Source organism: Pseudomonas sp. H3_A02 (assembly GCF_054671965.1).
In genome coordinates this window covers 4,302,370-4,319,737 of the sequence record NZ_CP162807.1, presented here as the reverse complement: position 1 = coordinate 4,319,737, position 17,368 = coordinate 4,302,370, and the positions used below count along the sequence as shown (strand labels likewise).

General features: G+C 59.9%; 14 protein-coding genes. 5 read left to right on the top strand and 9 right to left on the bottom strand.

Annotation, left to right across the window (positions count from 1 at the left end):
• Positions 1-67: 67 nt before the first annotated feature.
• The 3 genes from AB4N80_RS19035 to AB4N80_RS19025 all read right to left on the bottom strand — a co-directional run bounded on the left by AB4N80_RS19035 (position 68) and on the right by AB4N80_RS19025 (position 4,754).
• On the bottom strand, positions 68-1,465 hold the full coding sequence (locus AB4N80_RS19035) for an aminotransferase class I/II-fold pyridoxal phosphate-dependent enzyme (RefSeq protein WP_305467082.1): 1,398 nt from the start codon (positions 1,463-1,465) through the stop codon (positions 68-70).
• Positions 1,466-1,561: 96 nt separating this feature from the next.
• Entirely contained in the window at positions 1,562-3,052 is a 1,491-nt protein-coding gene (locus AB4N80_RS19030; protein WP_460078235.1) for a hypothetical protein, read from the bottom strand.
• A gap of 676 nt (positions 3,053-3,728) precedes the next feature.
• Positions 3,729-4,754, bottom strand: a complete 1,026-nt coding sequence (locus AB4N80_RS19025; protein WP_122566930.1) for a zinc-dependent alcohol dehydrogenase family protein — start codon at positions 4,752-4,754, stop codon at positions 3,729-3,731.
• A gap of 256 nt (positions 4,755-5,010) precedes the next feature.
• Between AB4N80_RS19025 and AB4N80_RS19020 the strand changes: the two genes are divergently transcribed.
• Complete coding sequence (locus AB4N80_RS19020) at positions 5,011-5,925, top strand: LysR family transcriptional regulator (protein WP_069970812.1); 915 nt, start codon at positions 5,011-5,013, stop codon at positions 5,923-5,925.
• 182 nt (positions 5,926-6,107) lie between these two features.
• On the opposite strand, the gene AB4N80_RS19015 is transcribed toward AB4N80_RS19020, so the two are convergent.
• Entirely contained in the window at positions 6,108-7,226 is a 1,119-nt protein-coding gene (locus AB4N80_RS19015; RefSeq protein WP_305467084.1) for an NADH:flavin oxidoreductase, read from the bottom strand.
• Between the two features lie 103 nt (positions 7,227-7,329).
• Between AB4N80_RS19015 and AB4N80_RS19010 the strand changes: the two genes are divergently transcribed.
• Positions 7,330-7,704, top strand: a complete 375-nt coding sequence (locus AB4N80_RS19010; RefSeq protein ID WP_354338943.1) for a winged helix-turn-helix transcriptional regulator — start codon at positions 7,330-7,332, stop codon at positions 7,702-7,704.
• A 9-nt stretch (positions 7,705-7,713) separates the two neighbouring features.
• Here AB4N80_RS19010 and AB4N80_RS19005 read toward each other — a convergent pair whose 3' ends face one another.
• The 5 genes from AB4N80_RS19005 to AB4N80_RS18985 form a co-directional block, all read right to left on the bottom strand.
• A complete protein-coding gene (locus AB4N80_RS19005) occupies positions 7,714-8,424 on the bottom strand; it encodes a haloacid dehalogenase type II (RefSeq protein ID WP_460078231.1) in 711 nt (236 codons plus the stop codon).
• Between the two features lie 217 nt (positions 8,425-8,641).
• Positions 8,642-9,904: a DUF1173 family protein gene (locus tag AB4N80_RS19000; protein ID WP_460078228.1), complete on the bottom strand. Its 1,263-nt coding sequence runs from the start codon at positions 9,902-9,904 to the stop codon at positions 8,642-8,644.
• Between the two features lie 149 nt (positions 9,905-10,053).
• Positions 10,054-11,502 carry an APC family permease gene (locus AB4N80_RS18995; protein WP_305481615.1) on the bottom strand — a complete coding sequence of 483 codons (1,449 nt, stop codon included), beginning with the start codon at positions 11,500-11,502 and terminating at the stop codon, positions 10,054-10,056.
• A gap of 359 nt (positions 11,503-11,861) precedes the next feature.
• Positions 11,862-12,602 (bottom strand): IclR family transcriptional regulator, encoded by a 741-nt coding sequence (locus tag AB4N80_RS18990; protein WP_305481617.1) that lies wholly within the window; start codon positions 12,600-12,602, stop codon positions 11,862-11,864.
• Between the two features lie 29 nt (positions 12,603-12,631).
• Positions 12,632-13,600 carry a helix-turn-helix domain-containing protein gene (locus tag AB4N80_RS18985; RefSeq protein WP_122566955.1) on the bottom strand — a complete coding sequence of 323 codons (969 nt, stop codon included), beginning with the start codon at positions 13,598-13,600 and terminating at the stop codon, positions 12,632-12,634.
• Positions 13,601-13,815: 215 nt separating this feature from the next.
• Here AB4N80_RS18985 and AB4N80_RS18980 point away from each other — a divergent pair, with 215 nt between their 5' ends.
• The 3 genes from AB4N80_RS18980 to AB4N80_RS18970 all read left to right on the top strand — a co-directional run bounded on the left by AB4N80_RS18980 (position 13,816) and on the right by AB4N80_RS18970 (position 17,350).
• Complete coding sequence (locus tag AB4N80_RS18980) at positions 13,816-15,189, top strand: aspartate aminotransferase family protein (RefSeq protein ID WP_460078224.1); 1,374 nt, start codon at positions 13,816-13,818, stop codon at positions 15,187-15,189.
• Between the two features lie 38 nt (positions 15,190-15,227).
• A complete protein-coding gene (locus AB4N80_RS18975) occupies positions 15,228-16,688 on the top strand; it encodes an aldehyde dehydrogenase family protein (RefSeq protein WP_460078221.1) in 1,461 nt (486 codons plus the stop codon).
• Between the two features lie 98 nt (positions 16,689-16,786).
• Positions 16,787-17,350, top strand: coding sequence for a cytochrome b (locus AB4N80_RS18970; RefSeq protein WP_122566956.1), 564 nt, complete (start codon positions 16,787-16,789; stop codon positions 17,348-17,350).
• Positions 17,351-17,368 lie beyond the last annotated feature (18 nt).

The following is a 17,368-nucleotide window of genomic DNA, read 5'->3' as shown; positions in this document are numbered from 1 at the left end:
CGGGAAATGGGGTGCAGTTTACTGACAGTTCGACCATGGCGCGACGGGTTCGATCCATCGCCGCCGATTACGATTGTTCGAGCCTCAGGGCATCGGCCAGCGCGCAGAGTGCCGCGTCAAGGTCCTGGGGCCCATTGAGCGCATGGGTCAGACGCATATGTTGCCCATACAGGCCATGAAGGCTGAACAGCTCCCCCGGTGCGATGACGATGCGCTGGGCCAGCAGCCGATGGAAAACCCGCCGCAAGTCAACCCGTCGCGTCGAGCGCATCCAGATCGTCGCGCCGCCTTGGGGCTCCACCCATTGCAGGCTATCCCCCAACCGCTCGCACAGCAATTGTGTAGTGGAAACCGCGCTTTCGCGCAGCAGGCGTCGCAATACCAGCAAATGCTGATCAATCCGACCGTTGCTGTACAGCCGAGCGATGGCTTTCTGGCGAATGGGTGACAGGCGAAACGCGCGCAGCAGGAAATGTCGCTGCAGGTGCAGGGTCAACTGGCGCGACAACACGTAGCCATACGGCGCCTCTGGACCGATGGTCTTCTCGAACGTGGAATAGACGATCAACCGGTCCGGGTCGAGCAAGTCCCGAAAAGGCGTCGCCCCGGCCTCGAACGCCAGATCTGTATGGCTATCGTTCTCCAACACCCAGGTGCCGTGCCGCTCCAGCAAATGGGCGATGGTGCGACGGTTCCCTTCAGGTACCAGCGAACCCGTGGGCATGTTCAGGACTGAGGACAGCATCACCAGGCGTACCGTTTCGCTCTCGAGCAGTTCCTCCAACTGCTCGATGTTGATTTCCCCGCTCGCCAGCAATGGCAGCTCGATGATGTTGATGTCGGCTGCCTGCAGCAGGCGCAACACGGCCCAGTCGCAGGGCGATTCGATCAGCACCGTGGCGCCCCGGAGTGCCAGTACGGCAATCAGAATCTCCAGGACACCCCGCAGGTCGGCGCCGATGTAGACGTCATCGGCATTCCAACAACGGGCCGGCGACGAAGTGTAGCGGGCCGCCAGCGCGGTGCGCAGCTCCAGTTCGCCCCAAGGTTGCGAGGGCGTTTGCGAGGAGCGCGGGTATTGGCGCAGCAGCTCGCGCTCGAGCAACAACATCGGGCTGTCCAACGGCTGCATCGATGCCGGCTCATCCGCACTGAGCACCCGCATGCCCGGTCGCCGGGCATTGACGTACAAGGTTTCGAGCAAATCGTCACCACCGTCCAGGGTAGTCATGGTGGGCGCCGGCAGCGCGTAATAACCGGACTTGGCGATTGAGTACACCCGCCCTTCCTTCTCCAACAACGAATAAGCGTACTGGATGGTAGATATCGACACATTCAGACGCTCGGCCAATTGCCGCAACGAAGGCAGGCGCACCCGCGCATCAACCTCCAGTTCGTTGATCAGCGTGGTCAGGTAGCGATAAACCGCCTGGTAGGCGAAGTCTGTCTCCCGGCAACCTTTCATGGGATCACGCCAGGAGAGCGGATTGTCGTCGGCCAGGTCGCAACGCCGGACACAACGACCAGGGACGAGATAGACGAGTCCATCAAACCTCGTTCCTCAGTGCCTTGCCGAGCGTTCGTGCGGCTCATCGGCGACCTGCCCCGTTTCTGCCGCGTCGACGTCGTCGAGGACTTGTTGCAGATCACCTCCCGGAACAGTTTCCGGTTGGTCCGGCGATGCCACGCTCGCCTGGTACAGTTTGCCAAGGACACCGACGGGCAGACCACTGACGTCGACCATCCATTGCGCGATCTGATCAGCGACCGTCGCGCCCTGCATGGCTTTATGCAAGTCCGGCATCGCCACCAGCATGCCGGGATGGCAACAGCGCAGGAAATGTTCCAGGCCTGCGCCCTGCCCCACGAACGGGGCGAACAGCATGCACACCAGTTGCGTTTCGCTGAGCCCCAGGATCTTTTGCGCTTCGAGGGCGGCGTAGGCGCGGCGCTCGGGAATCGACGAAGGTGAGCCGAACAGCGCCCGAGCCTGCTCGCAGGCGTGTTCCGGCAGTTGCTTGCGATGCATGAGCATGATCGCCCGCTGCACGTAGTCACCGTATCCCGTTTCGTAGCTGCGCCCTTGCACGTAACAGGCCTGCAGGCCGTGCAAATGAGCCAACAGCAACGGGCTAAGGTATTCGTTTTCGATCGCCGAAGGCATGAGACCATCGGTCTGTACCCGCAGGAATTCGTTGAAAAGCGGCCAGTTGGTGCCTTCCAGGCGATCGACGATCAGGTCGTCGATGCCGATGTGACTCATCCGCCGGCAGGCTTCGTAATGCCCCTCGGGTTTCCATGCGCCAAGGCGCTCAGGACCGTAGAAATGCTCGTAGAGATCGTTGTTCAAGGTATCAAGATGCGCAAAAAGGCTGTCGAAGCAGCCTATATTGTCGGTCGGCAGGCCGATCTTGCGGGCCGCGCGGCGAAGGCCTGAAATGAACTGCCTTTGCTGGCGAGGCGTATCGCTGCTGACCATCGAATCCACGCCAGACTCCCAGCGGGCCATGTGCCGATAGAATTCTGTCATCGCCAGGTAGCCCTCACTCCCGATTTCCAGGGGGCTGTCGACCGAGCGAAGGTGCCCCAGGGTCAACAGGTCCATGCGATTGGCCTCGTGCCCCGCCACCGACAAGGGCTGCCGGTGATTGAACGGCAATACTTCGCGGTTATCCGCCATCAGCAATTCAACCCGGGGATCGTCATAGACAAACAGCGCGCTGTAGCAGCGATGGATGTTTTCAAGCGTCGCCTGGGTGGTCTCGCTCAAGCGCGGCGTGGCGACGCGCAAGGCGAAGGTCACCGGATGCCGGCCCGCGATGCTGAGCTGCGCGGCCCGCAAAGCGGTTAATACATAAAAGCCCTCCCGGCTGCCGTTCTGGACCGTCAACACCCGATAATCGCCAATCCGGTCGATGCCTCCGGCGGCGACAATCAATCGCTGGATCAAAAGCTGCAACGCAGTCCGTTCGGCCCGGGAATAAAAACCCAACAATCGTTGCAGTATCTGTTGATACACGTGAGTCATTGCCTGCTCATGAATTGCACTCATAGCCATTTACCTGAAATTCAACTATCGGCGCCGCACCCGCACCTACGTGACCGCGCGACGTGTTGATCTGAAAGGATCGTTCTAGTACCCAAAGAGTATTAGCAATACGCTCAAGCGTTGCTTGTCGTAATTATTTGATACATGCACAACGAGTCACCTCGCGCGCTTGGCATCCCCCGCCGCGGGCCTTTAAAACCGGGGGGCTCGCCGCGCGGGCCGCACGTCCTAGGAGAATTCCGACAACGTCCCACAGATAATGAGTACGCAAAATAAGGAACTTGCCGAACTTTAATTGACCCTCTACCCCACTCTGTTCTCGCCAGAATCGATAGATAGCCCCGTCCCCATTAACGCTCGTTGCAGCTTGAATGTGCCTTGAAGGATGAACGCCTTCGAGAAAGTTATACCGCACCACGACTTCTTCCTTGATATGGAAATCAGCGTTCAATTATCAGGACTTAAATAATGATTAGAAGATACAGATTGAGGGCAAAAACCAGTTCAGATGTTCACCGACAAACCGTTTCTGCCTTGAACGAACCGGGACAGGCAACTTGAGGGGGCTTGCGAGACACGAATGCACCGCCGCCAGGCAGCCAGTGTCGTGGGAAAGGAAGGATGGGGATCAAGCCGAACAGCGCAAGAGCCCGGCGATGACTCTTGCGCAAGACAGGTATCAGGCGGGGTCGACAACCTGAAGGGCAACGCGCTCACGGCAAGGGCATTCACCCATGTACCGGTGAGCTTCGACAAACTCGGAGAACGGGAAGACCCGAGTCTTGAGTGGCAACAACACGTGATCGGCGGTCAGTTGATTGATATCACGCAATGCCCGCTGCAACGCCACCTGGTCCTGGAGGATGCCCAGTTCCGGTTTGCCGGTAAAATTGCCGATGCAGTGCACGAAGAACTGAATGTTCTTCTGGAACGCCGCGCAGGCCGGGAACGGCGTCTGGTTGCCACCCTGCAAGCCATACAGCACCAGGCTGCCACGGGGCGCCAGCACATCACCCAACAGTGACATCTGCGGCCCGCCGAGCCCGTCGAATACCACGTCGACGCCACGGTTGTCGGTGAGCTTGTTGATCTGCATCAGCAAGTCCTGCTCTTCGGTGACGATGACTTTCTCGGCACCCAGCGACAACAAGTACTCACGCTCGTCAGCTGTCTTGGTGGCCGCGATCACCCGCACACCCAGGGCCTTGCCCAGCTGGACAAAGGATGGTCCGGCGCAATGACTGGCATCGGTGACCAAGGCGAATTGCCCCGGTTTGACCCGCGCCAGGTCCATGTAGGCAAAATACGCGATCAGCAGCGGCGTGTAATGCACGGCGGCTTCGATCGGGCTGAGCACGTCGGGATAACGGGTCAGGGCGGTGCGGGGCAGTACGATGACTTCACCGTACACCGGATAATCGTTCGGGCTTTCGGCCGGAAAACTGGCAACCTTGTCGCCCACGGCCAAGTCATCGACGCCATCGCCGACGGCGGTTACCACGCCGGCCATTTCATGGCCCAGGCCCGAAGGCAGGCGTGCCTGGGAGGACGCCAGGTTCTGGCGCCACAACGTGTCGTACCAACTGATGCCGATCGCTTCGACGCGGACCTGCACTTCTCCTGGCGCAGGAAGAGCCGCCGCATGCTCTTCGCATTTGAGCACCTCGGCACCACCAAACTTGTGAAAACGGATCGTGCGGGACATCGCAAACCTCGTCAAAGTAACCTCTAATGCCATGAACTCTATCCGGGCTTTGTACCCAAGACCATCAGTGGCTATTAATAGTCGACATGCCTGTCATTGATTCCGCAGCAAGAAAAACCAACCACTCCTGTAGGACTTACCTAAGAAAACTCAATTAGCCGATGCAGAGTACCAGCCTTTCCCCGTAAGATTCATGCCGGCCATTGTTCCCATATGGCCGTTCACGTCAAGCTTACCGAATCTGCCAGGACCCCAGATGAATCGTAATGACCTGCGGCGTGTCGATCTGAACCTGTTGATCGTGTTCGAAACGTTGATGCATGAACGCAGCGTGACTCGCGCGGCCGAGAAGCTGTTTCTAGGCCAACCGGCCATCAGCGCCGCGCTGTCGCGGCTGCGCAGCCTGTTCGATGACCCGCTATTCGTGCGCACCGGCCGCAGCATGGAACCTTCGGCCCGGGCGGTGGAGATCTTCGCCCTGCTCTCTCCGGCCCTGGATTCGATTTCCACGGCCGTCAGCCGCGCCGCGGAATTCGACCCGGCCACCAGCACCTCGGTGTTTCGCATCGGCCTGTCGGACGACGCCGAATTCGCCCTGCTGCCGATGCTGCTCAAGCGCCTTCGGGCCGAAGCGCCGGGCATTGTGCTGGTGGTGCGCCGGGTCAACTACATTCTGATGCCGGGCTTGCTGGCCTCCGGTGAAATCTCCATCGGCGTCAGCTACACCGACGACCTGCCAGCCAACGCCAAGCGCAAGGTCTTGCGGCGCAGCTTGCCCAAAGTGTTGCGGGCCGACACCGCGCCGGGACGACTGACCCTGGACGAATTCTGCGCCCGCCCCCACGCCCTGGTCTCCTTCGCAGGGGACTTGAGCGGCTTCATCGACGAAGAACTGGCAAAACTCGACCGCAAGCGCCATGTGGTGTTGGCCGTGCCGCAGTTCAACGGCTTGAGCACGCTGTTGTCGGGTACCGACATCATCGCCACCGTGCCCGACTACACCGCCGACGCACTGACCGCCGCCGGTGGCGTACGCGCCGAAGACCCACCCATACCGGTGCGCAGCTTCGAACTGCACATGGCCTGGCGCGGTTCTCAGGACAATGATCCTGGGGAGCGCTGGTTGCGTTCGCGGATTCAGATGTTTTTTGGCGACCCGGATAGCCTGTAACAGATTCCACCGAGTTCCGAAAAAAGTGTTAACCCCATGTTGAGTGGCCTTAACACATCAGTCATTGAAACTGTCATGGCGCACTCAACAACAGATTGCAATCTCGGCCTCGCGACATCCGAGGCCAGACCGCTTACGCCTTCAGGCTAAAACCTTTGTGACGTCACACTCTCCACTCAGGCTCAAACCAATTCGGCTAAAGATGCCGGATTGAAGCCCTTCAGATCCGCATAATCGCCCTTTTCCACTTTGGCGGCCCAATCCTTGTCACTCAGCAGAACACGTCCTACTGCGATCAGATCAAACTCTTCGCGTTCCATGCGCTCGACGAGCCGATCCAGGCTCGCCGGGGTTGAGCCTTGGCCGGCGAATGCGTGAGTCACATCATTATCCAGCCCGACCGAGCCGACGCTAATGGTTGTGGCTCCAGTGACTTTCTTCGCCCAGCCTGCGCAGTTCAGCCCGTTTTCACCATCAATTTCGGGAAACTCAGGGTCCCAGAAGCGTCGCTGCGAGCAATGCAGAACATCAACACCCGCCTCGACCAACGGTAGCAGCCAGTCTTCCATTAAGGCAGGCGTCTCGGCGAGGCGCACCCCAAAGTCCTGCTGCTTCCATTGGCTAACGCGCATGATGATAGGGAATTCGGGCCCGACCGCGTGACGAACTGCAGTCACGATCTCTGCGGCAAAGCGGGAGCGTTCTTTGATCGTCGGTCCGCCATAACGATCGGTGCGCTGATTGGTGCCGGCCCAGAAGAACTGGTCGATCAAATAACCATGAGCCCCATGGATCTCAACGGTGTCGAAACCCAGTCGTTTGGCATCCGCCGCGGCCTTGGCGAAAGCAGCAACTGTGTCTGCAATATCTTCTCCGCTCATTGCCACGCCGCGCCGGTCGTTTGGCGAATCGAGGCCAGATGGGCTTTCAACCGGCGCATCAGGCTCCCAGCCGCTGACGTCACGCACTGCGCCGGTGTGCCAGAGTTGCGGCCCCATACGGCCCCCAGCATTGTGAACAGAATCGATCACGTTCTTCCATCCAGCGAGTGCTGCTTCACCATGGAAAAAAGGAATGCCGGAGCCGTTACGTGAAGCGGGACGATCAACGACGGTCCCTTCTGACAAGATCAACCCGACTCGCCCCTCAGCCCGCCGCCGGTAGTATGCAGCGCTCCCTTCACCGGGGATGCCCTCCGGCGAAAATTGCCTCGTCATCGGCGACATGACAATCCGATTTTTCAGTTCAAGCGACCGAATGGAAAAAGGACGGAATAAAACGCTGGTATCAAGGTTTGACATTGAATGGACTCCCATTTGCTTTTGGAAGCCATATAAGTATATTTTGTAAACCAAATGTCAATTAGGCACCTAGAGTCGCCTAGGTATATATGGGGAAACTTCGATGCAGGAATTAAAGCCGCAATGTTTTTCATCGGAGTGCCCAAGCCGGGCGCTGTTCGACCAGATCGCAGACAAGTGGTCAATGATGGTTCTGGCGGTGCTGGATGACGGGCCACATCGCTTTAACGCCATCAGGCGTCGCCTGGAGGGCGTCACTCAGAAGGCACTGACTCAGTGCCTGCGGCGCCTGGAACGAAATGGCCTCGTCTCGCGCAAGGTCATTTCGTTCTCGCCTGTGGCGGTCCAATATGAGATCACTCAACTGGGTCGAACACTGCAGCAGCCATTTCGCGAATTGCATAAATGGACGCTCGACAAATTGCCTGAGGTTGAAGCGGCCCGGTTGAAGTTTGATGAGGCTGCGGAGGTAAGCTGACGGGCGCCGTCACGCAAGCTTGTGATCAAGCTCGATGAAACTATCGGCCTGCCAATCCCAATCCTGTACGTCGGCGGCGTCGGGGGCAGGTGCTCCACCGTATTCCATGGGCCGGTCGATATAGGCCGTCATCAGGCCGCAATTCCTGGCCGCCGCAAGATCGCTGTGGTGGCAAGCCACCAGGCAGAGTTCATTGGGTTTGAGATCCAGCGCCCTTGCCGTGGACAGGTACGCGGCAGGATCCGGTTTATAGGTTTGTGCAAATTCCGCCCCCAGCAGCGCGTCCCACTGCAAACCGTTATACCGGTTCATTGCGATCATCAAGGCCACATTGGCATTGGACAAGGTCACCACCGCAAAGCGTCGTCGCAGCAGGGCCAGCCCCTCGGCCACGTCAGGCCACGGGTCCAAGCGACGCCAGGCATGGGCAAGCGTGTGCAATACCTCGGGGGCAAGCTGATCGGCTTCCAAGCCGTAAGTCGTCAACAACTGGACCAGCGTCTCGTAGTGCAATGTATCCAGGACAACGAAGCCCCCATGCCCCTTGATGCACTCGTGCAGCGCTGGCGCATACAACCGGCGCCATTGCATTGCAAATTCTGCGGGGCTGACCGCGGGCAGGTAGGTCGACACGAATGGACTCGCCTCACGTGCGATGCCTGAATGCCAGTCAACAACGGTGCCGAACACATCAAATGCCAACGCTTGTGGAAGTGTCATTGGATGACTCCTCTGGTGTTTACAACCCCTGGCACGCCAGCCACCAAGGCGCTGGCCGGCGCCGATGGGCTCAGTCCGAGACTAGGCATAGGTTTGCCAATGTCCCCAAGTAAAAATAACTGACGTGCTGCCCGCCAATGGCCGGATCCATCTCACGTCGTTAGCTAGGCGAGACGAGTGCGCCAGGCTGCGGCGCTAGAATCACCCGCCGTAGCTACTACCTCGTCGCAGGCGGCAGTGCAGGACTGCTTGCCACATCGCTGTTCTGATAAGCATCCCAAGACCACCACCCCAAGCGTTTTGAATACTCAGTCTGATAGTGGAGAACTTTGTCGGCCTTGCGTTGCAAATACTCCGGCGTGTTCATCCCAAACACTTCCATCGGATACTCGTCATCCAGATCATTCAACCAGAAGTCAGGGATCGTTTTGTCGTCGTCATCGAAACGCAGCGGTTTTGAGAATTTACGCTTTTGCTCACGGAGCATCACCTCGACCTTGCCCTCCAGATCTGAGTCCAGGGGAATCAACATGTCGCTCACGTGCATCAGGGCAACCTCAAGAACATCGCTATAACGAGCGTTATTTTGTCGAAGCTCCAAAAATGCGATGGCAATGATCTTGGCACCCTTTTTCCAGGCACCAATCTCCCGGCCAAAGCTTTTTTGTGCATCCGGCCAAGTACGCCCGTTGAGGTACATCGTGGGCATGCCTTTACTGTTCATCAGCGAAAGGGTTTGCATCTGATCTACGGGCTCACCCTCGATGTAAGGCATAAGTACACCGACGGTGACCAGCCTGTACTTGAGTCGATCTGCCTGTTTCACAATTGCAACGTTTCGAGCTCCACACTTGGGACCCTTTTGTGCTGGACACAAAAGAACTTTGTCCAGCGTCATTCGGTGGGTCTTGATGTGTTCCGCCGTTTGCTTGAGCTTCCATTGAAGAATCGAGTCATCCCGCTTGCCTTCCATTTTGGGGAACCAGGTATTTAGATTACTGCGCGTCCACAGCAGATCCAGCAACCCCCGGAGCTTCATTGCCCGCTGTGTTCGCCCCGGCTTTCGAGGATTGAGTGGGAGGTCGACTTTGGCTTCGGCTTCGGCGTCATCGTTCTTCTTCCTGAGCTGAATCGCTTGAGAGAGACGAACAGTGACGTCATCCTCATCCCCCTCCACCACGACGCCCTCAACGTAGGATTGCAACCCCGTCCGATACTCGGCTTCGCTGAAAAAGCGACAATCCAAGGCATGCTCAGGGCCTGTGTTCGCATACCTTGCGAGAACGTACCGCTTCTGAACCTTGAGGTGTCGGATATTGAGATGCTTTGAGCCGTTGCCTTTACATAAACACTTGGCCTGCTTGCCATGGGCATTTTTCAGCAGCAGTTGCCATTGATCGGCACTCTCGGCAAGCGTCTGGTATGTTTTCGTGCACGGGGATTTCGCACCCGGCACTTCCACGCTGTAAATCTCTGACATGTCGTCCCTTTCTTGTCGGCGTCGGATCCGCTGTGACGGTGAATAGTGAGGCAAAGCTTACGGAGTTGGCGAGAAAAAGCACAGCCAGCCCCATAAAGCCTCGGCTTCGTTCACTCATGTCCAGCCGACCCGGTCTCCAGCATGGACCCCTAAAGCTTATGACTCCCCAACACCAAATACCGCTGCGGCGCCGCCTTGCGCAGTCGCGCCGCCAGGAACACACCCGCCAGCAAGGCCGCGGGAATGATGGCGCAGAGACCATACGACAAGGCCTTGCTCGCGCCGGTCAACACATCGAAATGCACCACCGCGATGACCAGGACCGTCAACAGCGCCACGCAAGAGAACCCAGGAAAAATCCGCCCACGCCAGATCCCCAGCTTGAGTTCGGGGTGGCGCTGGGCAAAGACCCAGACCGCTGCGGAAGTCAGCGCCATCAGCAAGATCACGCAAAGCGTCGCCAGGTTGGAGAACCAGGCGAACAATTGCAGGATCGGGTCGGCATCCATGGCGGCGAAAATCAGTACCACCACGGCGGAGATCAAGCTTTGCAACGCCGAGCCCATGTGCGGGCTCTGGTGGACGCGATGGGTCGTGCCCAGCCGGCTGGGCAGCAAGCCGTCACGCCCGATGGCATAGAAGTAACGGGCCGCGGCATTGTGGAACGCCAACAGCCCGGCGTAGATGCTGACCATGAACAGCACGCGGATGACCTGGGTCAGGTGCGGGCCGACAAAGTGGTCGGACATGCCATAGATAAACGTCGTCGGGTCCTGCAAGGCCTGGAGCGTGGAGACGATTTTGTCCGCCCCCACGCCGATCACCATCGACCAGACCGACAGCGCGTAGAAACCACCGATCAGCAACACCGAACAGTAGGTGGCAATCGGGATCGTCCGTTGCGGGTTCTTGGCTTCTTCGCCGTAGATAGTGGTGGCCTCGAAGCCGATGAACGCCGCGAAGCAGAACAGCAAGCCGATGGACGGCGTGCCGCTGAACACGTGACTGCGATCAAACGCGTCGAGATTGATGCCGCTATCGCCGCCAGTCCTGAGAATGGCGAAATCCAGGAGCAGGATCGCCAGGTATTCAGCGATTACAATCACCGACAGCACCCGGGCCGACAGGTCGATCTTGCGATAGCCGAGAATCGCAACGCTGGCCATCGCCATCAGCGAGTACGACCACCAGGGCAATACCAGGCCGAAGACGCTTTCCATCGTGCCGCTGACCACGCCCCCGAACATGCCATACAGCCCGACCTGGAGGATGTTGTAGGCGAACATCGCCAGCACGCCCGCCGCGCCACCGGCCAAGCCACCCAAACCGCGAGAGGTGAACGCATAGAAACCGCCAGCGTTGGTCACGTGTCGGGACATGGTGGTGTAGCCCACCGAGAACGCCAGTAACACCGACAGGGCCAGGATCAGCAACGCCGGTGTGCCGGCGCCGTTGCCCAGCATGATGCCAATGGGGAAACCGCCGGCGATGACGCTCAAGGGGCTCGCCGCCGAAACCACGAAGAAGATAATGAAGCCGACACCCAGGGCCCCACGCTTGAGCTCCGTGTTGCTATTGACCGGGAGAGATACACTCATGTTTTCTTGACCTTATTGTATGAGGCAGTCGCTGTAGGACCGGTGCAGTCAAACGCACACCGTCACCGAATAGCGTTATTGTTCTTGTTGCACGCTGGATTCGATCCTATGCCTCTCCCTGAGCGCCCCATTAGCCCAAATCGGTAATCGGCACTGTCCCCTCAAAAAAGCCTGGCGTGGGGCTAATGCCAGTCAGTTAAGCTGCAAACCTGTGGGAGCAAAGCTTGCTCGCGATAGCGGCAGAATCGTCAATATCGTTGTCGGTTGGTTTACCGCAATCGCGAGCAAGCTTTGCTCCCACAGGGTTTATGCCGTTTGCTCCTAACTGACTAGACATTATGGCGTGAGGCCCTCTCACTTCATTGCAAGGCAATGCGCGCCGTCAGTTCCGACGCCGCGCCGATGACCAGGTCGCACAGGTAGCCCTGCTGGAACGCATGGAACCGCTCGCTACGCCCCACCAGGGTCATGCTCCCAAGCACTCGGCGTTTTTCGTCGAAGATCGGCGCCGCGACGCCACTGCGTCCCGGGTGCAGTTCGCTTTCGCTGATGCAGTAGCCCTGCTTGCGAATGGCGAGCAACCCCTTGGTGAACGGCTTCCACTCCAATCTCTGATGCAGCACTTGCGCGGAATTCGCGTGGACGTCGTAGATGCGGCGGATCTGGCGCGGCAGCAGATACGCCAATACGACCCGAGCGGTCGCACTGTGGAAAAGATCGATCGGGCGCCCTCGGTCGCCCCCCACCGGGCCGGCGTCGGAACCACGCTGGATCAGCACGTTGACCACCGAGTCGCCATGCCATTCGCTGACCAGCGCATCCAGGCCCGTGTCAGCCACCAGTTTATCGACCAGGCCCCGGCTGCCGGCCAGTAATGGATCGTAGTGGGCCATCTGATGCTCAAGCGTGACGATACGTGGGCCGAGGGCGTAGCCGCGTGGCAATCGCTTCAAAAAGCCCGCGTCGCCGAGCTCGCGCAGATAACGATAGGCGGTGGCGGGCGTGTAGCCGAGCTCCCGGCAAATGACGTCGACATCGATGACCGGCTGTTCAGGGCGAAACAAGTCGAAAACCCTGAGCAGGCGACGAAGGCTATTCATTTTTTCTACATCCTTGTGCAGGCAAATGCTCAAGCAAGCGCACAACCGCCGATGGCAGCGCGGGCGGTTTGGGACGGCAACTCTGCGAACAGCGCCTGGTACTCCGCCGCAAAATGGCTCAGGTGATAGAAGCCCCACTGGGCCGCCGCATCGCCAATCGAAAGACGCGACGCGGGGGTGGACATCAGGGTTCGGCGTACACCGTTAAGCCTCACCGAGCGCAGGTAATTGACCGGTGTCGTCTCGGTCACCGAGCGGAAGCTGTTCTGCACGGTGCGCCGACTCACCTGGAGTCGCTGGCACAACTCGTCCACGCTGGGCACGTTGTTCAATTGCGCGGTCGCCAGGCGGTGACATTTTTCGACAATGTAACTGCGCGTGGAGCTTGGCGTGCGCTGCTGCTTGTCGCAGGCGGGATCGGTCATCAACTGCAGCAACTCACCGAGCATGGTCTGTTCCAGCGCCATTTCCCGGTCCTGCGAATTGTCGAGTTCTTCACTCAAGAGCGCCTGGGAGAACGCCGCCAGCATTCGATGGCGAGCCTCGGCATAGCGTTGAGTGGAAACCTTGATCACCGGCTGACGCAACAACTGGCTGATTTCCTTGGCCGACGCGGTTTGCGCCAACGCTTGCTCGAACAAGTCACGCTCGAAGGTGATCGCCAGCAGTTCCATGCCCAGCGGCATGTGGAACATGAACTCCTCGCCACCCTGGAGAAAGAACAGGCTGCTGTCGTCCACTTCCCGCCCTTGCATCCGTATCGTACCCGGGACGGTGATCGGCACGGCGAAACACATCTTGCCCCGAGGGGCCACGCCATGCTGCACAACACGCTGATTGATCTGCTCGCGAAATACGTGGCAGCGCGGCGTCGTCAACTGGATAAGTGAGCTCTCAGCCAAACCCGCGGTTAACTGGTTGTAGTCCTGGCTCCACTCCTGGACGGTTGCGGCGTGGACATGAATGTCGTGGAAGTGGCTGATGTTCTGATTTTTCATGATGACGAAAGCCTCGGCCAATATTCTTGTTTTTAGATCGCCTTCACGAGCGATATTCTCACATAAAGAGAATTCTGCAAATTTTCTTTGCGCAATGTCAGCGCTTCGGTGTTGACGCTCGGAACGGCCCGCCCAATGTGCCGATTCGGGCTACCGGCCAGGAACGGGCCACGAGGATCATCGAGACACTGAAACCGACATCCTGAGAGACCGTCATGAGTGAAGCCAAACTTGAAGCCCTCCACTTCGCGGATGCCCCGCGGATTACCTCCACCATTCCCGGCCCAAAGACCACCGAGGCCCTGGCGTTGTCGGCGCGTACCGAATCGATGGCACGCGGCGGCGGACGCATGCCCGTGGCCATGGACCGGGCGTTCGGCGCGACCTTCAAGGACGCCGATGACAATACCTACATTGACCTGTCCGCTGGCGTAGGCGTCAGCAGCGTGGGTCGCTGCCACCCGAAGGTGGTGCAGGCCATCCGCGAACAGTCCGAAGTGCTGATGCACGCCCTGGAGGTCAATAGCACCCGGCGCACGGAACTGGCCGCCAAGCTCTCGGAGATCGCGCCCGACGGCTTGCGCGGCGACTGCATCACGTTCTTCACGCAAAGCGGTAGCGATGCGCTGGAGGCGGCCATCAAGTTCGCCAAGCGCGTCACCGGGCGGCACCAGATCATCGCCTTCCACGGTGGCTACCACGGCGTGTGGAACGCTTCCGGTGCGCTGACGACCGGCACGGCCTACCGCAAGGGCTACGGTGCCCAGATGGGTGGCGTCATTCATGCGCCCTACCCTTATGCCTATCGCTTCCCCTTTGACACCACGCACAAAAGCGCCGAGCAGATCGCCGGTGAATACGTGGATTACCTGCTGAATACCCCCTACACCGCCGCCGACGACGTGGCTGCCGTGATCGTGGAGCCGGTACAGGGCGAAGGCGGCTACGTCCCGCCCTCGCCAGAGTTCCTGCAACTGTTGCGCAAGGCCTGCGACCGCAGCGGCGCACTGCTGATCGTCGATGAAGTGCAGTCCGGTGCGGGGCGTACCGGCAAGATGTGGGCGGTCGAGCATTCCGGCGTGAAGCCCGACATGCTCACCTTCGGCAAGGGCATCGGCAGCGACCTGCCGATGGCCGGCCTGATCATGCGTTCGGACCTGGCGGCGGCAATTCCTGACGGATCGATGCCCAACACCTTCGCCGCCAACTCGTTGTCCGCGGCCGTGGCGCTGACCAACATCAGCATCCTCCAGGACCCGGAGCTCGATCTGCTCAACCGCGCTCATACGCTGGGACTCGAAGCACAGGAGCGTATCCGTGGCTTCGGCAGCCCGCTGGTCGGCGAGGTCCGCGGTCGCGGCCTGATGATCGGCATCGAGCTGGTCTCGGACCCGACCACCAAGGCGCCATTGGCACCGGAAAAGATCGGCCAGCTCATGGGTTACCTGCTGAGCCACGGCGTGCTGATGATCCCCTGCGGTCGCTACAGCAACGTGATGCGTGTCATGCCCTCCCTGACGATCTCACGGGCACTGTTCTTCAAGGCACTGGACATCTTCGGCGACGCCTTGGACGCCCTTGAGGCGTGACATGTCCCGACTCCTGCCCATCACCCATGGACTTCAAAATGACTGAGCACTTGAAACACTTCATCGCCGGCGCGTCCTTCGAAGCCTCTGACGGGCGCCGCATCAACCTCGTCAACCCGGTGACAGAACAGGTCTACGGCAGCTGCGCCCGCGGCACCGCTGAAGACGTGGACCGTGCCGTGGGGGCCGCACGCAACCAGCTCGAACGGGGCGCCTGGAGCCAGCTTGACGGCGCCCAGCGCGCTCGACTGCTGTCGAAACTGGCCGACCTGGTGGAGCGCGACACCGATGTACTGGCCGATATGGACGCCGACGCCATCGGCCGCTCGCCGATCGAACCGCGCCGGCTGGACCTGCCCAATGCGGTCGCCAACCTGCGCGCCTCCGCCGGCTGGGCCAACCAACTCGAAGGGCGGACCATTCCCTCCGGCGGCTACTTCGGCACCAAGTCCCTCTCGTACACGGTACGTGAGCCGGTGGGCGTGGTCGGTGCCATCGTTCCCTGGAACTCACCGCTGATGATCACGGTCTGGAAGCTCGCCGCTCTGCTGGCGGCAGGCTGCACCGTGGTCATCAAGCCGTCGGAAGAGACACCACAGTCGGCCCTACACCTGGCTACGCTGGCCCAGGAAGCGGGCTTCCCGGATGGCGTGATCAACGTGGTCACCGGCTACGGCAACGAGGTGGGTCGCGCCCTGTGCGAACACCCCCATGTCGACAAGATCAGCTTCACCGGCAGCCCCGAAGCCGGACGCGAGATCCAGCGCACCGCCGGCGTGCTGTTCAAGCGCGTGGCCCTGGAGCTGGGCGGCAAGAGCCCGCAGATTGTCTTCGACGATGCCTCCTTCGACGACGCGCTGTTCGGCTGCTCCCTCGGCCTGTTCGCCAACCAGGGACAGGTCTGCGCGGCCGGTTCGCGCATCCTGGTCCAACGCAACCTCGCCGATCGCTTCGCCGCAGCGCTGGCCGATGCCGCACGCGCCGTCAAGGTGGGCGACCCTCGCCAACCCGGCGTGCAGATGGGGCCGGTGGCCAAGAAGGCGCAATTGGATCGCGTCAACCGCTACATCCAACTGGGCATCGACCAAGGGGCCTCGCTGCTGGCCGGCGGGGTATCGAACCCTGAACAGGGCTGGTTTGTCCGGCCGACGATCTTCGCCAACGCCCGCAACGACATGGCGATCGCCCGGGACGAAATTTTCGGCCCGGTCGGCACGGTGATCACGTTCGACAGCGAGGATGAGGCGATCGCACTGGCCAACGACTCCAACTACGGCCTCGCGGCCACGGTCTGGACGAGCGACCTGGCGCGAGCGCACCGCGTAGCGGCGGCGATAAAGGCCGGTGCCGTGGGCATCAACTGCTGGAGCCCTCTGGACGCCAACCTGCCCTGGGGCGGCGTCAAGGCCAGCGGCATTGGCCGAGAAGGAGGATTCAGCGGTGCGTTGGCCTACACCGAGGAGAAGGTCATCACCGTACTGTTGCCCAGCGCAAAATAAACCCGCACTGACCCGGCCACCTTCCAAGTCTCTGTGCCATGGAAGGTGGTCGTTCAAATGTGCATTCCGATGCTCTGATGATCGATGGAGAGACCGTGATGAATCCGGTAAATCAAACAATAATTGATCGGTATCCGACGTCCCTGCGGCTTTTGCACTGGGTGCGCGCAGTACTTATCGCAGGCCTCCTCTGGGCAGGCTGGCACATGACCGGGATGGATGACGAAGTGGCGAGTAAATACGAGCTCTATTACCCGTGGCACAAATCCTTTGGGGTGCTGGCATTCCTGGTGGTCCTGGTCCAGATCGCCCTGCGGGTGAGAACGGCCAGGCTGCCGCAACCGCCAGAGACGCTGGCACGGTATGAGCGGGTTTCGTCAAGGCTCGCTCACCGTACCTTGTACGCGCTGCTGGTGATCGTGCCGTTGATGGGCTATTCGATGTCGAGCACCTACACGATGAGCGACGGCGTGTTCTTCTTTGGGGTGAATCTTCCGGAACTCTTGGGCAAGAATGACGACTGGTTCGTCGTCTTCCAATGGCTGCATAAAGTGCTCGCCTATACCCTGCTCGGCCTGATCCTGGTGCATGTCGCCGGCGCCCTCAAGCATCGGTTCTATGACCGCGACCCGCGAAACGATGTCCTGCGCCGCATGCTGTGACGTGATGAGGCGTTGGCG

Bases quoted from the DNA above. Each gene is read 5' to 3' on its own strand.
- AB4N80_RS19025 (WP_122566930.1), bottom strand. From the start codon at position 4,754: ATGTCCCGCACGATCCGTTTTCACAAGTTTGGTGGTGCCGAGGTGCTC.
- AB4N80_RS18980 (WP_460078224.1), top strand. From the start codon at position 13,816: ATGAGTGAAGCCAAACTTGAAGCCCTCCACTTCGCGGATGCCCCGCGG.
- AB4N80_RS19005 (WP_460078231.1), bottom strand. From the start codon at position 8,424: ATGACACTTCCACAAGCGTTGGCATTTGATGTGTTCGGCACCGTTGTT.
- AB4N80_RS19020 (WP_069970812.1), top strand. From the start codon at position 5,011: ATGAATCGTAATGACCTGCGGCGTGTCGATCTGAACCTGTTGATCGTG.
- AB4N80_RS19000 (WP_460078228.1), bottom strand. From the start codon at position 9,904: ATGTCAGAGATTTACAGCGTGGAAGTGCCGGGTGCGAAATCCCCGTGC.
- AB4N80_RS19015 (WP_305467084.1), bottom strand. From the start codon at position 7,226: ATGTCAAACCTTGATACCAGCGTTTTATTCCGTCCTTTTTCCATTCGG.
- AB4N80_RS19035 (WP_305467082.1), bottom strand. From the start codon at position 1,465: ATGAAAGGTTGCCGGGAGACAGACTTCGCCTACCAGGCGGTTTATCGC.
- AB4N80_RS18975 (WP_460078221.1), top strand. From the start codon at position 15,228: ATGACTGAGCACTTGAAACACTTCATCGCCGGCGCGTCCTTCGAAGCC.
- AB4N80_RS18995 (WP_305481615.1), bottom strand. From the start codon at position 11,502: ATGAGTGTATCTCTCCCGGTCAATAGCAACACGGAGCTCAAGCGTGGG.
- AB4N80_RS19010 (WP_354338943.1), top strand. From the start codon at position 7,330: ATGCAGGAATTAAAGCCGCAATGTTTTTCATCGGAGTGCCCAAGCCGG.
- AB4N80_RS18990 (WP_305481617.1), bottom strand. From the start codon at position 12,602: ATGAATAGCCTTCGTCGCCTGCTCAGGGTTTTCGACTTGTTTCGCCCT.
- AB4N80_RS18985 (WP_122566955.1), bottom strand. From the start codon at position 13,600: ATGAAAAATCAGAACATCAGCCACTTCCACGACATTCATGTCCACGCC.
- AB4N80_RS19030 (WP_460078235.1), bottom strand. From the start codon at position 3,052: ATGAGTGCAATTCATGAGCAGGCAATGACTCACGTGTATCAACAGATA.
- AB4N80_RS18970 (WP_122566956.1), top strand. From the start codon at position 16,787: ATGAATCCGGTAAATCAAACAATAATTGATCGGTATCCGACGTCCCTG.